The sequence below is a fragment of the Cyanobium sp. ULC065 genome (assembly GCF_977927515.1).
The window spans coordinates 2,585,068-2,597,997 of sequence record NZ_OZ376393.1; the positions used below are offsets into that span (position 1 = coordinate 2,585,068).

General features: G+C 66.3%; 14 protein-coding genes and 1 pseudogene. 8 read left to right on the plus strand and 7 right to left on the minus strand.

Annotated features, from left to right (window positions below; translation table 11 throughout):
- Positions 1 to 14: 14 nt before the first annotated feature.
- The 3 genes from ACXMDP_RS12815 to ACXMDP_RS12825 all read right to left on the minus strand — a co-directional run bounded on the left by ACXMDP_RS12815 (position 15) and on the right by ACXMDP_RS12825 (position 2,193).
- Positions 15 to 977: an NAD(P)H-binding protein gene (locus ACXMDP_RS12815; RefSeq protein ID WP_259730730.1), complete on the minus strand. Its 963-nt coding sequence runs from the start codon at positions 975 to 977 to the stop codon at positions 15 to 17.
- Positions 978 to 1,041: 64 nt separating this feature from the next.
- Complete coding sequence (gene petM, locus ACXMDP_RS12820; protein ID WP_094513066.1) at positions 1,042 to 1,140, minus strand: cytochrome b6-f complex subunit PetM; 99 nt, start codon at positions 1,138 to 1,140, stop codon at positions 1,042 to 1,044.
- 18 nt (positions 1,141 to 1,158) lie between these two features.
- On the minus strand, positions 1,159 to 2,193 hold the full coding sequence (locus ACXMDP_RS12825; protein ID WP_399233840.1) for a N2,N2-dimethylguanosine tRNA methyltransferase: 1,035 nt from the start codon (positions 2,191 to 2,193) through the stop codon (positions 1,159 to 1,161).
- Positions 2,194 to 2,304: 111 nt separating this feature from the next.
- Here ACXMDP_RS12825 and ACXMDP_RS12830 point away from each other — a divergent pair, with 111 nt between their 5' ends.
- Together ACXMDP_RS12830 and ilvN are read left to right on the plus strand one after the other, a co-directional pair.
- Complete coding sequence (locus ACXMDP_RS12830; RefSeq protein ID WP_311134172.1) at positions 2,305 to 3,243, plus strand: alpha/beta fold hydrolase; 939 nt, start codon at positions 2,305 to 2,307, stop codon at positions 3,241 to 3,243.
- 71 nt (positions 3,244 to 3,314) lie between these two features.
- Positions 3,315 to 3,845, plus strand: coding sequence for an acetolactate synthase small subunit (ilvN, locus tag ACXMDP_RS12835; protein ID WP_094513065.1), 531 nt, complete (start codon positions 3,315 to 3,317; stop codon positions 3,843 to 3,845).
- A 6-nt stretch (positions 3,846 to 3,851) separates the two neighbouring features.
- On the opposite strand, the gene ACXMDP_RS12840 is transcribed toward ilvN, so the two are convergent.
- On the minus strand, positions 3,852 to 4,562 hold the full coding sequence (locus tag ACXMDP_RS12840) for a peptidylprolyl isomerase (RefSeq protein WP_259730727.1): 711 nt from the start codon (positions 4,560 to 4,562) through the stop codon (positions 3,852 to 3,854).
- A 5-nt stretch (positions 4,563 to 4,567) separates the two neighbouring features.
- Complete coding sequence (locus ACXMDP_RS12845; protein WP_255101309.1) at positions 4,568 to 5,179, minus strand: photosystem I assembly protein Ycf4; 612 nt, start codon at positions 5,177 to 5,179, stop codon at positions 4,568 to 4,570.
- 259 nt (positions 5,180 to 5,438) lie between these two features.
- Here ACXMDP_RS12845 and psbD point away from each other — a divergent pair, with 259 nt between their 5' ends.
- The 3 genes from psbD (at position 5,439) to ACXMDP_RS12860 (ending at position 8,932) form a co-directional block, all read left to right on the plus strand.
- Positions 5,439 to 6,497, plus strand: coding sequence for a photosystem II D2 protein (photosystem q(a) protein) (gene psbD / locus ACXMDP_RS12850; protein WP_457766935.1), 1,059 nt, complete (start codon positions 5,439 to 5,441; stop codon positions 6,495 to 6,497).
- The gene (gene psbC, locus ACXMDP_RS12855) at positions 6,481 to 7,869 is read left to right on the plus strand and encodes a photosystem II reaction center protein CP43 (protein ID WP_094514715.1); all 1,389 of its coding nucleotides are present in this window, start codon (positions 6,481 to 6,483) and stop codon (positions 7,867 to 7,869) included. Before psbD ends, psbC begins: the two co-directional genes overlap by 17 nt.
- Positions 7,870 to 8,047: 178 nt before the next feature.
- Positions 8,048 to 8,932, plus strand: a complete 885-nt coding sequence (locus tag ACXMDP_RS12860) for a YcgJ family protein (protein ID WP_259730403.1) — start codon at positions 8,048 to 8,050, stop codon at positions 8,930 to 8,932.
- On the opposite strand, the gene ACXMDP_RS12865 is transcribed toward ACXMDP_RS12860, so the two are convergent.
- Positions 8,913 to 9,527: a nucleoside triphosphate pyrophosphatase gene (locus ACXMDP_RS12865; RefSeq protein ID WP_259730404.1), complete on the minus strand. Its 615-nt coding sequence runs from the start codon at positions 9,525 to 9,527 to the stop codon at positions 8,913 to 8,915. The genes ACXMDP_RS12860 and ACXMDP_RS12865 overlap by 20 nt on opposite strands.
- A 100-nt stretch (positions 9,528 to 9,627) precedes the next feature.
- On the opposite strand from ACXMDP_RS12865, the gene ACXMDP_RS12870 reads away from it, so the two are divergent.
- Together ACXMDP_RS12870 and ACXMDP_RS12875 are read left to right on the plus strand one after the other, a co-directional pair.
- Positions 9,628 to 9,999: an Npun_F0494 family protein gene (locus ACXMDP_RS12870; RefSeq protein ID WP_259730405.1), complete on the plus strand. Its 372-nt coding sequence runs from the start codon at positions 9,628 to 9,630 to the stop codon at positions 9,997 to 9,999.
- Positions 10,000 to 10,040: 41 nt separating this feature from the next.
- Positions 10,041 to 11,519: a cobyric acid synthase gene (locus ACXMDP_RS12875; protein ID WP_259730435.1), complete on the plus strand. Its 1,479-nt coding sequence runs from the start codon at positions 10,041 to 10,043 to the stop codon at positions 11,517 to 11,519.
- A 169-nt stretch (positions 11,520 to 11,688) separates the two neighbouring features.
- Here the strand turns inward: ACXMDP_RS12875 and ACXMDP_RS12880 are convergent.
- A pseudogene (locus tag ACXMDP_RS12880) lies at positions 11,689 to 11,817 on the minus strand (IS5/IS1182 family transposase); the annotation flags it as partial.
- A gap of 488 nt (positions 11,818 to 12,305) precedes the next feature.
- On the opposite strand from ACXMDP_RS12880, the gene ACXMDP_RS12885 reads away from it, so the two are divergent.
- Positions 12,306 to 12,878 carry a hypothetical protein gene (locus tag ACXMDP_RS12885; RefSeq protein WP_259730406.1) on the plus strand — a complete coding sequence of 191 codons (573 nt, stop codon included), beginning with the start codon at positions 12,306 to 12,308 and terminating at the stop codon, positions 12,876 to 12,878.
- Positions 12,879 to 12,930 lie beyond the last annotated feature (52 nt).

The window sequence follows — 12,930 nt, forward strand, 5'->3', positions numbered from 1 at the left end:
CAAGCGCCTGAAGCTCAGAAGGGAAGCTTCTTCTTGGCGTTCTTGTCGAGATCAGCCTCCATCTCGCGCAGACGCCGCAGGATCGTGTCGTAATACTCCTTGAGGTAGTCCTCCAGGCGGGTGGTAGCGGCCGGGTCCAGCCCGAAGGCGGCATAGCTCTCCTCCATCGGTGCCTCCAGGCTCTGGCCACCCCCTGTCACGTCGGCGAAAGCCAGCCGTTCAGCCACCTGCACCCCGGGCTCGAAGAACGACGCCAGACCCTGCATCAGACGGATCAGGAAGGGCCGCACACGGAACACGCGAGCCGATCGCCCGCTGTAGCGCTCGCATAGCTGGGTGACTTCCCCGGTGTTCCAGGCCTTCGGCCCCACCACCGGAAAGGACTGGCGGATCGTTTCGTCATGGCTCAGGGCCGCCACCGAAAATCGGGCTACGTCCTGGGTGTTCATGTAGGCGATCGGCGTGGGCGTTCCGCTCACCCACACCGTCTGGCTTTCGAGCACCGGGATGGCGAACTGACCGATCACCCCCTGCATGAAGGCCACGCAGCGCAGGATCGTGTAATCCAGTTGGGAGGCCGCCAACAACTGCTCGGTGCAGTACTTGATATCCATCAGTGGCACGTTGCGGTGCTGCGCCGCCTCCAGCAGCGACACGAACACGAAGCGCTTCACGTTGGCCGCTTCGCAGGCCCGCACCAGATTGAGCTTTCCCTGCCAGTCGATCGTGTAGATGCCGGCACTGTCGGTGGGGCGGGCTGTGGCCGCATCTATCACCGCTTCCTGGCCCTCAAGGGCGTAGGCGAGGCTGTCGGGTTCCAGCAGGTCACCACGGGTGAGCTCGCAGCCCCATTCCTGCAGGAAGGAGGCCTTGCGAGGGGAGCGCACCATGCAACGCACCTGATGCCCCTGCTCCAGCGCGTGCCGGGCGATCTGGCGGCCGAGAGTTCCTGTGGCGCCGACGACCAGAACCTGCATGAACCACCGGTGGATAGGGCGCTGAGCCTAAAGCTGAGGCAGGGGGCGACGCGCCGCAGGCGGCTCAGTCTTTCTGCAGCTTGAGCAGCAGGGCACCGCCGGCCAGACCCACGGGGATGAGCACCCAGAAGATCGCCGCGATGCCGAAGATTTCAGAGGCCATGGCCCGTTGGGAAAACGGCTACCTATTTAGCGCCCCGGCCCGTTCGAGCACCAGTGGCCAGGGGGCATCGGTGCGGAACTGGCCGGTCATCACCCCACTGGCGCAGGCCTCCCATCCCTGATTGTGCAGGTCTGCGAGCAGTGCCTGCAACCGCGGCGGACCGCCCCCCAGGCGCCGGCCCAGCTCGGCCAGGGGCCAGCAGCGCGCGGGCAGGCCCGCGTCGGCGGCGAGGCGGCCCAACAGGCGGGCGGCGGCACGGCAGAGCGAAGCATCCTCCGCCGCAGTGGCAGCACGGATCGCCGTGAGCGTGGCGGGATCCTGCAGCGGACCGATCCAGAGCGGGCCACTCACCGCCAGCGCGGCCGCAGGCTCGCAGCACACCTGCCACTGGCGCAGGCGCAGCAGGCTCTGCACCTGCTGCTCACCGCAGTGGTGGCAGTGCGCCAGCAGGCCGAGCTGCCGTTCCTCGCCCGCCAAGGGCCGGCGCAGGATCCGCACCGCCGTGCGGAACGTGCGGCCCTCACTGAAGCTGAACACCGGCTGCAGGCCCCGCCCCATGGCCCAGGCCGTGCGGGCGACCACGCCCAGCTGCAGGCGCAGCGCCAGCTCCCAGCTGGCCGGGTGGGCCCGCGCCGCAGCCCCCAGGGTGCGCACGGCGGCAGAACGGTCGTGGCCGGTAGGGGAGCGGCCATCAGTGCTGGCCACGTAGAGCACACCGCCGAAAGCCACTGCCTCCAGCGCCAGCGGCAACAGGGGAGTGGGGCAGCCGAAGGCGTCAAGATCAACGAGCTCGAAGCGCTCCTGCCGCTGCAGGCAACCCGCCAGCAGCTGCTGGGCGGTGAGGGCGGAACAGCGCAACTCCAGCCCTGGGCGATGCACCAGGGGGGCAAGGTTGGCGTGCAGCAACGGCTGACGGTCCGGGTCAGCGTCGTTGGCCCACACCAGCTGGGCCGGGCTCTCCTGGCCGTAGCGCAACGCCCGAATGCCGCAGCCGGTCATGAGGTCGAGCACCCGCAGGGGGCCCCCCAGGCTGAGCTGGCGCGCCAGCAGCACCCCCAGATCGCGGGAGGGCCGGGATTCCGGCCGGAAGAACCCCTGACCCGCGCACAGCGCTGCTGAAGCTTCGCAATAGTGAGAGGTGTCTTGCGTGAACCCGCTCCGTTGGTGACATCCCTGGGCCAGCCTGTCGCAACGGCCGGACCCGACTGGGGCCGCGCGGCGGTGTGGCGATGGCGCGGACTCAACTGCCACTGGCGCGTGCTGGGCGATCCGAGCGGGCCACCACTGCTGCTGCTGCATGGCTTCGCCGCCGGCAGCGGCCACTGGCGAGCCACCGCCGGCCCACTGGCAGCCGCCGGCTGGTGCGTCTATGGCCTCGATCTGATCGGCTTCGGCGCCTCGGCCCAGCCGGCGATGCGCCTCGACAACCGGCTCTGGGCCCGTCAGGCCCAGGGGTTTCTTGAACAGGTGGTGCAACAGCCGGCCGTGCTGATCGGGCACTCGCTAGGGGGGCTGGTGGCACTCAGCTGCGGCGTGTTCTTTCCCGCCTGGGTGCGGGGGGTGGTGGCCGCACCGCTGCCGGATCCCACCCTGCTGATGCCCGTGCCGGCGCGGCGGGCGCCATGGCAGCGCTGGCTGCAACGCCGGGCGGTGGTGTGGCTCTGCCGGCTGCTGCCGCTGGAGCTGCTGGTGCCCCTGATCGCCCGCACGCCGCTGCTGGATCTGGGCATCCAGTCGGCCTACAACTCGCCGGTGATCGGCGACAGCGCCCTGCACCAGCTCATCGCCCGTCCGGCACGTCGCCCCACCGCCGCCTGGGCCCTACGCGGCATGAGCATCGGTATGGCGCTGCGCCCCCGTGGAGCCACCGCAGCGGTGCTGCTGCAGCGCCTGCGCCGGCCGCTGCTGGTGCTGTGGGGGGAAGCCGATCGGTTGGTGCCGATCGAGGTGGCCGCCGAGATGCGGAAGCTCCGGCCCGACCTTGAACTGCACAAGCTGGAGGGGGTGGGCCATTGCCCACACGACGAAGATCCCGCCACGGTCGATCGCCTGCTGCAGGCCTGGCTGCGCCGTCTGCCACCCCGGCCCGAGGATCCCCGCTGAGCGCCCGGCCCTGAGGGCCGTGAGGCCAGCGCGTAATTTGGGAAGCTGATCGCCTGCTGTGCCCGCCGGGAATGAAGCACACCCTCTCGGTGCTGGTGGAGGACCAATCCGGTGCCCTCAGCCGGATTTCTGGATTGTTCGCCCGCCGCGGCTTCAACATCGAGAGCCTGGCGGTGGGCCCGGCCGAGCAGCGGGGCGTATCGCGCCTCACCATGGTGGTGGAGGGCGACGATCGCACGCTCGAGCAGATGACCAAGCACCTCAACAAGCTGGTCAACGTGCTCAACGTGATCGATCTCTCCACGATTCCTGCGGTGGAGCGCGAACTGATGCTGCTGAAGGTGGCGGCGCCGGCCGAGAGCCGAGCCGCCATCCTGGATCTGGTGCAGGTGTTCCGCGCCAACGTGGTGGACGTGGCCGACAACGCCCTGATCCTTGAGGTGGTGGGCGACCCGGGCAAGCTGGTGGCCCTCGAGCAGATCCTCGAGAGCTACGGAATCCTCGAAATCGTGCGCACCGGAAAAGTGGCCCTGGAGCGGGCCTCCGGTGTGAACACCGCCTACCTCAAGACCACCGCCTCAGAGAAACGGGTGCCGGCCTGAGGCGCCTCAGGGCTGACCCTTCACCAGGGTGCCGCCCTCGATCACGCTGGCCTTCACCAGCTTGTCTCCCTGCTGGATGCGGTCCACCACGTCCATGCCCTTCACCACGCGGCCGAAAACGGCGTAGCGGCCGTCGAGCTCGGGAAGCGGCCGCAGAGCCACGTAGAACTGCGAGCTGGCGGAGTTGGGGTCCTCGGAGCGGGCCATGGCGATGGCACCGCGCTCGTGCACGAGCCGCAGCTGCGCTGCATCCGCCGGATCGGTGAGCTGCTCGCCGTAGCGGGGAGTGGCCTTGCCTTTCATGCCGAGTTCCAGCGGGATGAAGCGGGGCTGACCGGTGCTGGGGTCCACGAAGCTGCCGGTGCCGAACAGCTCGGGACTCACGCCGGGGGTGGCGCTCTGGGGGTCACCGCCCTGCACCACGAACGGTGTGGGCTGGTTCACCACCCGGTGAAAGACAGTGTTGTTGTAGGTACCGCGGCGCACCAGGTCGACGAAATTGCCGGCGGTGAGCGGGGCATCGGCGCCATTGAGCTCCACGACCACTTCGCCGCGGCTGGTCTGGAGCGACACCACGGCCTTGCCGCTCAGGCAGGGGCTGGCGGCAGAGGCGCAACCGAGAGCGGCCTGGCTCTGATCGCTGCCGCAAGCGCTGAGGCCGAAGGGTGTGAACAGCAGCAGGCTCACCAGAAGGGTGCGGGTGAGCGAGAACGCCATCGTGTTCATACGCCCTCCAGAGGCACCTTGAGGAAGCGGGCGAGTTCCGCGCCACTCTGCTCCAGCTCGGCCAGAGGCAACGGTTCGCCCACCCGGGTGAGGGGCAGGTCGCGGCGCCCCTGCACGCGCAGGGCAAGACGACGGCGCGGGTTAAGGCCGTCGCGCACGTCCACCTTGACGGCCTGAATCTCGCGCAGGGGTAGCTCGAAGCTGATCAGGCTGCGGAAGCCGCGGCGGCTGATCGTGGCCGTGCCGCTGCTGCGATCGAAGCGGTTGGCACCGGCGCCCACATCGATGCTGATCACGCTCCAGAGATAGAGGGCGAGCAACAGGGCTGCCACGCCATAGGCCCCCATCACCAAGCCCTGCGGAACCCAGGCAAGGCTGGCGGGGTGCCCGATCGGCAGCAGATCGATCCCCAGCCGGCTCGAGAGGCTGGTCAGCAGGAAGCCAGCGCCCCCAGCGCTCACGGCCGAGGCCACCAGCAGGTTGGAGAGGCGCCGGGATCCCTGCACGGACTGCTCCAGCACATCGGCAGGGTCGCTGGCGCGGGGAGCTGGACTGGCGGCCGGGTCGGGGCGCGGCGGAGTGCCGGCGGAGGAAGAAGCCGGGGGCATGGGAGCGGGGGTGGTGGCGGAAGACTTGCCATCCTCGCCTCCGTGCCGCGAGGCTGTGGAAAAGCGAAGACGGGAACAGCGAAAAGGTTGCTGGATTCGGCACCACGCCGCCGCCGCTGGGCAATCAGAAGAATTGCTTAAGAACGCTGGCTGCGGCAAGGGTGTCAGCCCATTTCGGGCTTCCTCGCAGCGGTGGGTTTCGTTGTTACGATCCTGCGGTATCCCTCAGCTTGGCGGGATTTCCGCACTTTTTCTTCCCATGACGATTGCTGTAGGGCGCGCGCCTTCGGCTCGGGGATGGTTCGACGTCCTCGATGACTGGCTCAAGCGCGACCGCTTCGTGTTTGTCGGCTGGTCCGGTCTGCTGCTGTTCCCCACGGCCTATCTGGCTCTGGGCGGCTGGCTAACCGGCACCACCTTCGTTTCCTCCTGGTACACCCACGGGATTGCCAGCAGCTACCTGGAAGGCTGCAACTTCCTCACCGCCGCCGTCAGCACCCCTGCCGACGCCATGGGCCACAGCCTGCTGTTGCTCTGGGGTCCGGAAGCTCAAGGTGACTTCGTGCGCTGGTGCCAGCTGGGCGGCCTCTGGCCGTTCGTGGCCCTGCACGGTGCCTTCTCCCTGATCGGCTTCATGCTGCGTCAGTTCGAGATTGCCCGTCTGGTGGGCATCCGCCCCTACAACGCGATCGCCTTCTCCGGCCCGATCGCGGTGTTCGTGAGCGTGTTCCTGATGTACCCGCTGGGTCAGAGCAGCTGGTTCTTCGCGCCTTCCTTCGGGGTGGCGGCGATCTTCCGCTTCCTGCTGTTCCTGCAGGGCTTCCACAACTGGACGCTGAACCCGTTCCACATGATGGGCGTGGCCGGCATCCTGGGTGGTGCGCTGCTGTGCGCCATCCACGGTGCCACGGTGGAGAACACCTTGTTCGAGGATTCCGAGCAGGCCAACACCTTCAAGGCGTTCGAGCCCACGCAGGAAGAGGAGACCTACTCGATGGTCACCGCCAACCGCTTCTGGAGCCAGATCTTCGGGATCGCCTTCTCCAACAAGCGCTGGCTGCACTTCTTCATGCTGTTCGTGCCGGTGATGGGTCTGTGGACCAGCAGCATCGGCATCATCGGCCTGGCGCTGAACCTGCGTGCCTACGACTTCGTGAGCCAGGAAATCCGCGCTGCTGAGGATCCTGAATTCGAAACCTTCTACACGAAGAACATTCTTCTGAATGAAGGTCTGCGTGCCTGGATGGCACCGGCTGACCAGCCGCATGAAAACTTCGTCTTCCCTGAAGAGGTTCTGCCCCGTGGTAACGCTCTCTAGTCCTTCTCTTACGGCCGTCGGCGGCAAAGACCTGGACTCCACCGGTTATGCCTGGTGGGCCGGCAATGCACGCCTGATCAACCTGTCCGGTCGTCTGCTCGGGGCCCACGTGGCCCACGCTGGCCTGATGGTGTTCTGGGCCGGCGCCATGATGCTGTTTGAGGTGAGCCACTTCACCTTCGACAAACCGATGTACGAACAGGGTCTGATCCTGTTCCCGCACGTGGCCACTCTTGGCTATGGCGTCGGTCCCGGTGGTGAGGTCACCAGCCTCTACCCCTTCTTCGTTGTCGGTGTTCTGCACCTGATCAGCTCGGCCGTTCTCGGCCTGGGCGGTCTGTACCACGCCCTGCGCGGCCCTGAGATCCTGGAGAACTACTCCTCGTTTTTCTCCCAGGACTGGCGGGATAAGAACCAGATGACCAACATCATTGGCTACCACCTCATCCTGTTGGGTGTGGGGTGTCTGCTGCTGGTGTTCAAGGCGATGTTCTTCGGCGGTGTCTATGACACCTGGGCCCCCGGCGGCGGCGATGTGCGCATCATCACCAACCCCACCCTCAGCCCTGGTGTGATCTTCGGTTATCTGTTCCGCGCCCCCTTCGGTGGCGAGGGCTGGATCATCGGGGTGAACTCGATGGAAGACATCATCGGCGGCCACATCTGGCTCGGCCTCATCTGCATCTTCGGTGGCATCTGGCACGTCATCACCAAGCCGTTCGGCTGGGTGCGTCGCGCCTTCATCTGGAACGGTGAGGCCTACCTGAGCTACAGCCTTGGCGCCTTGAGCTTCATGAGCTTCATCGCCTCGGCCTTCATCTGGTTCAACAACACCGCTTACCCCTCTGAGTTCTACGGCCCCACCAACGCCGAGTCCTCGCAGGCCCAGAGCTTCACCTTCCTGGTGCGTGACCAACGCCTGGGTGCCAACATCGGTTCAGCCATGGGTCCCACCGGCCTTGGCAAATACTTGATGCGCTCCCCAACCGGCGAGATCATCTTCGGTGGAGAAACCATGCGCTTCTGGGACTTCCGCGGCCCTTGGCTGGAGCCCCTGCGTGGTCCCAACGGGCTCAGCCTCGACAAGCTCCAGAACGACATTCAGCCCTGGCAAGTGCGCCGGGCCGCTGAATACATGACCCACGCTCCGAATGCGTCCCTCAACTCCGTGGGCGGCATCATCACCGAACCCAACTCGGTGAACTTCGTGAACGTGCGTCAGTGGCTCTCTGCCACCCAGTTCGTGCTCGCCTTCTTCTTCCTGGTGGGTCACCTCTGGCATGCAGGCCGAGCCCGCGCCGCGGCGGCCGGCTTCGAGAAAGGCATCGACCGCAAGGCTGAGCCCACCCTGGCCATGCCCGACCTCGACTGAGCTCCACGTCTTGTCCGAGCACCACTGGTTGCTCTCTCTGCCCCCGGCTTCCACGGGGGCTTTTTCATGGGCTGCCTGACCAGAAAGACTTGGTGATGCTTTCCGGCCAGGCGGACACATTCGAGAGATGCCGGCTTACCCAGCTCTTCGTAGCTTTGGGGACCACCGGGAGGTTCCCTTGTCCATCCGCCTAGCCGCCGGCCGCATGGTTGCCGCAGCAGCCCTTCCCCTTGCGCTTCTGCCGTTCGTGGCTGTTCAGCCTGCAGCCGCCAAGAGTGCCTCCATCGACTACCCCCGCCAGGGCGTGGTCTGCGACCGGGCCACAAAAATGTGCTTCGACAGCACCGGGGTGTCTGTGACCCTCACCAGGGAGTATTTCGGCCGCAGCGCCGAACGGGAGCTGATCCGCAAGCTGTCGGGCAGCAACCGCCCCACCCAGTTCCAGTTGAGCAACGGCGATGTCTGCGATGTGCGGCGGCAGACCTGCTGGGACGACGGCTGGGATGGCAAGAACATCAGCAGGGCTCTGAGCAAGCAGCTGTTTGGCAACAACGGCGCTTGGCGCAACCCGGGATCAGGCAACACCAGCAACAACTGGAACAACAACAGCGGCTGGAACAACAGCGGTGGCGGTGGCTGGAACAACAACAGTGGCAATAACGGCAGCTGGAACAACGGCAATAACTGGAACAACAACAACTGGCAGCAAGGCCAGGGCAACACCGCCTGCGAGCTGCGTCAGGGAAACCGCCGCCTCTTCAACGGCAGCTGCGTCCTCAATCGGCGTGAATCGTCGAACGGCATGGCCTACAACGTGGAGCTTGGGGATGGGCGCCGTTACAGCTTCTTCAACCGGCAGGGCAACCTGGTTCTCCGAGACGCCACTGGTGTCTGGCCGGTGCAGGTGAGCAACAGCAACGGCAACGTGAGCTTCCGCTGGGCCGACCTGCGGCTGGAAGCCCAGGACAGCCGTTGGAACAACCAGGGGCAGCAAGGTGGTTTTGAGGACGTCAACCCCACAGGGGTATTCCTTCAGAACCTGTTCAACAACCTGTTCCGCTGACCCGCGAGGCTGCTTCATCCTTCAACCAGCGGCGCAATAGCGGCAGGCTGAGGCCGATCACATTGCTGACGCAGCCCTCGATCGTCTCCACCAGCAGGCCGCCGCGGCCTTCAAGAGCAAACCCACCCGCGCAACCGAGCGGCTCACCGCTGGCCACATAGGCCTCGATCTCAGCGGCCTCAAGCTGAGCAAAGCGCACGCGGGTGGTGACAGCCGCCAGGCGGGGGGCTCCGCTGCCCAGCAGGCAATGGCCCGTGTGCAGCTCCCCCCAGCCTCCGGACATGCGCTGCCAGCGCTCGATCGCCTGCAGGGCATCCCTGGGTTTGCCCTGGATCTCGCCCTCAAACACGAACAACGAATCGCAGCCCAGCACGAGCTCCGGGCAGGGGTCGGCCGGGGCGCTGTCGGCCAGGACGGTGGCCACGGCCTCAGCCTTGGCCCTGGCCAGGCAGACGGCCAGCTCGCAGGGATCCGTCGCCTTGATCGTGGCTTCATCGAAGCCACTCGCCAAGACGCGATGGGGGATCTGGGCCCGATCCAGTAGCAGGCGGCGGGCCGGAGAGGCGGAAGCAAGCACCAACGGAACGGTGGACACGGCGGCAGCGCAGGACAACAGGAGGGCGAACCAGGGGTACGGCGCCGGCCTTCGGCTGGAACCGCCGCAGGCTGGAGCAGGGATTGGAGAGAATCAACGCATGGACCTCATCCTGGACAACCCTCGCTCCCTGGCTCGCGCTGCCAGCGCCATGCGCTGCCTGCCATTTCGCCTCGGTCTGTACCGCTTGCTGGAGCAGGAGGCGATCAGCAGCGTGGCGCTGTGGGCCCGCACCGACGCGGAAACGCTCTGCAGCACCAGGCTGACACCCGACGACACTGAAACCCTGTTCATCTGGCTGATCCGGCTCGGCGTGCTGCGCCGCGAAGTCGATGGTCAGGGCCTCACCGAACGGGTAAGGCTCACTCCCATGGGTCGTCAGTTGCTGGCGGGCTGGAGCCAGGAGATTCCGCGAGCCGGCTGGAAGGAACAGCTGCGCCATGCGATCAGCCGCTACCGGCCGCGCCTGTGACAGCACCGGCTGCGGGTTCCGGCCCTGTGCCGCCGGCGTTGATGGTGCTGGGCACCAGCAGCGGCGCCGGCAAATCCCTCATGACGGCGGCGCTCTGCCGGGTGCTGCGGCGTCGCGGCGAAACACCGGTGCCCTTCAAGGGGCAGAACATGAGTCTCAACGCCTGGGTGGATGAGGACGGCGGCGAAATGGCCTACAGCCAGGCGCTGCAGGCCTGGGCCGCGGGCCTGGAACCGCGGGTGGCGATGAATCCGGTGCTGCTCAAGCCGCAGGGCGACAGCACCAGCGAGGTGATCCACATGGGCCGCGCGGTGGGCACGGCCCGCGCCGAGCACTACTACCGCGACTGGTTCCGCCCCGGTTGGCAGGCGATTCGCCAGGGGCTGGAAGACCTGCGCTTCAGCCATCCCGGCGGGCGGTTGGTGCTGGAGGGGGCCGGCAGCCCGGTGGAGGTGAACCTGCAGGCGCGGGATCTCACCAATCTGCGCCTGGCGCAGTTCCTGCGCGCCCGCTGCCTGCTGGTGGCCGACATCGAGCGCGGCGGTGTGTTCGCCCAGATCGTCGGCACTCTGGCCCTGCTCAGACCGGTGGAGCGCCCGCTGATCCGGGGCATCCTGATCAACCGCTTCCGCGGGCGGCGACAGCTGTTCGACGCAGGCCGCCAGTGGCTGGAACAGGAAACGGGGATTCCGGTGCTGGGCGTGATGCCCTGGCTCGATGAACTCTTCCCACCGGAAGATTCGCTCGATCTGCTGGAACGGCGGGCCCGCAAACCCGAGGCGGAGCTGGAGATCGCCGTGGTGCGGCTGCCGTCGATCAGCAACTTCTCCGACTTCGATCCGCTGGAGGCCGAACCGAGTGTGCGCCTGCGCTGGGTGCGGCCGGGGGATCCGCTCGGCCAGCCCGCTGCGGTGATCCTGCCCGGCAGCAAGCAGACCCTGCGGGATCTGGCCGCGCTCAAGGAGAGCCCGCTGGCCGACGCGCTGCTGCGCTTCGTAGCTGGCGGCGGCCACCTGTTCGGGCTCTGCGGCGGCCTGCAGATGCTGGGAGAACGACTGGAGGATCCGCACAGGCTGGAGGGAAGCGCCAGCGCGGATGGCGAGGAGGGACTCAGGGGGCTGGGGCTGCTGCCGCTGGCCACCTACTTCATGGCAGGGAAAACCCTGCGACAGCGTCGCGAGTTCGCCTGTTGGCCCGCAGCGGGAACACCGCTGGAAGGCTTCGAGCTGCATCAGGGCCGTACCCACTGCCTCGATCCGGCCAACTGTGAGCCGCTGGCGGCTGGTGAATCAGGTGCCGGGTTGGGCTGGTGGTCGGGCAGGGTCGCCGGCTCCTACCTGCACGGTCTGTTCGAGAACGGCCGCTGGCGGCGGCAGTGGCTCAATCAGCTGCGCGAGGCGCGCGGCTTCTCCGCCCTGCCGCTGGATGTGCCGCACCACGGCCTGCAGCGCGAAGACTTGCTCGATCGCCTGGCGGAGGCCTTCGAAGCGGAGGTGAACCTGGCCCCGCTGCTGGTCTAGGGAAACTCTGGCCAACAGGGATTTGACAAGCAGCCGTGCCCAGAGATCCCCGGTAGTGGCCCCTCTCTGCGATGAGGGGCGGTCGATACTCGTTGAAGCGGCTTGACTCCTTCTGGTGGTCTGGAAATATCCCTATGAGCGGCTCCTTTTGACGCCCGAATTCCCTTGTTCATGGTGTCGCGAGCAACTGGCGCCGTGCCAGGAACGGGTTAGTCAGTGCAGCCAGCACATTGCTCTTGCAGCTGTTCTTGGTCATTCCCCGCAGCCGGGTCTTCTGAAAGCCAAACGGCTGCATCAGGTGAATCCGCAACACGTCGCCAGCAGATACGGCGGGCGGCTTCCATTCATGCCGCTCTTGGGGTAGCGGGGCTCAACCAGATGGATCAGCGCCTGCCAGGGCACGACCGGCTCAATGTCGGCCAGAAACTTCTCGCCTTAGGCGCGCTTCTTTGCCGTGATCTGCTCGCAGTCTCCGTAGGCGAAGCCTTCCGCGAAGAGGTGGCCAAGCGGCTTGCCGCCCGTGAACCCAGTGCTTACCTGCAATCAGAGGGTCATCCTCCTGTGAATGGGGCGGATTTTTCTGAGTCTCCTTAGGCGTAGGCCTTGATGCACAACAATGGACAGCGCTAACGATGAGCAAACAACGGCATTGACGAACGGGAATGACATCGGGTGATCTGCAGCGGAGCGCTGGATAGAACACACAGTTGCACATAGCCGATCGCAGATATACACAGCCATCAATGCCGATTGGCTCTAAAATCAAAGCCTCATCACAGTCCAGACATGACAGCCAAACCCAAGCAGGATTTCTTCCTGTTTCTAGTTGGCGGTGCCTTTTTCGCCGCCGGCATCTTTCTGTTCACCAATCAGGTGATGGTGGGATCGGCGTTGCGGTTCTCCGGCAGCGGTTTCGGAGGTCGCACCTTCGGCGGGGGATTCGGTGGCGGCTTCAGTGGGGTGGTGGCCCAGGGGGTGGGTGAGGGCTTCGGTCTGCTGGTGTTGCTGCTGGGCATCGGCGTCTGTCTGCTGTTCTCCGGCACCTACCGCCGGGCCGGCTGGTTTCTGGTCTGGGCGTCTTCAGCGGCCGTGGGGGTGGGGGTGCTGCACAGCCTGTTCATCAGCTTCCGCCCCACCACGCTCTGGAGCCTGGCCACGATGGTGGTGATGATCGCCGCCGGCGGTGGTCTGATGTTCCGCTCCCTCTCCAGCTATGCCGGCGAGGGGAGCAGCCGCAGAACCCACGCCGATGGGCTCGGTGCTTCTGGTGATTCCAGCTCCAGCGCCGAAGAACTTGCCGCCGCCGAACGGGAACTGGAACGTCTGCGCCGGGAGCTGGAGCGTGCTGGCAAGCGCTGAATGCCAGCACGGCTATGGGTCGACCACCCCGACAGGAATCCTGCTGCCAAGC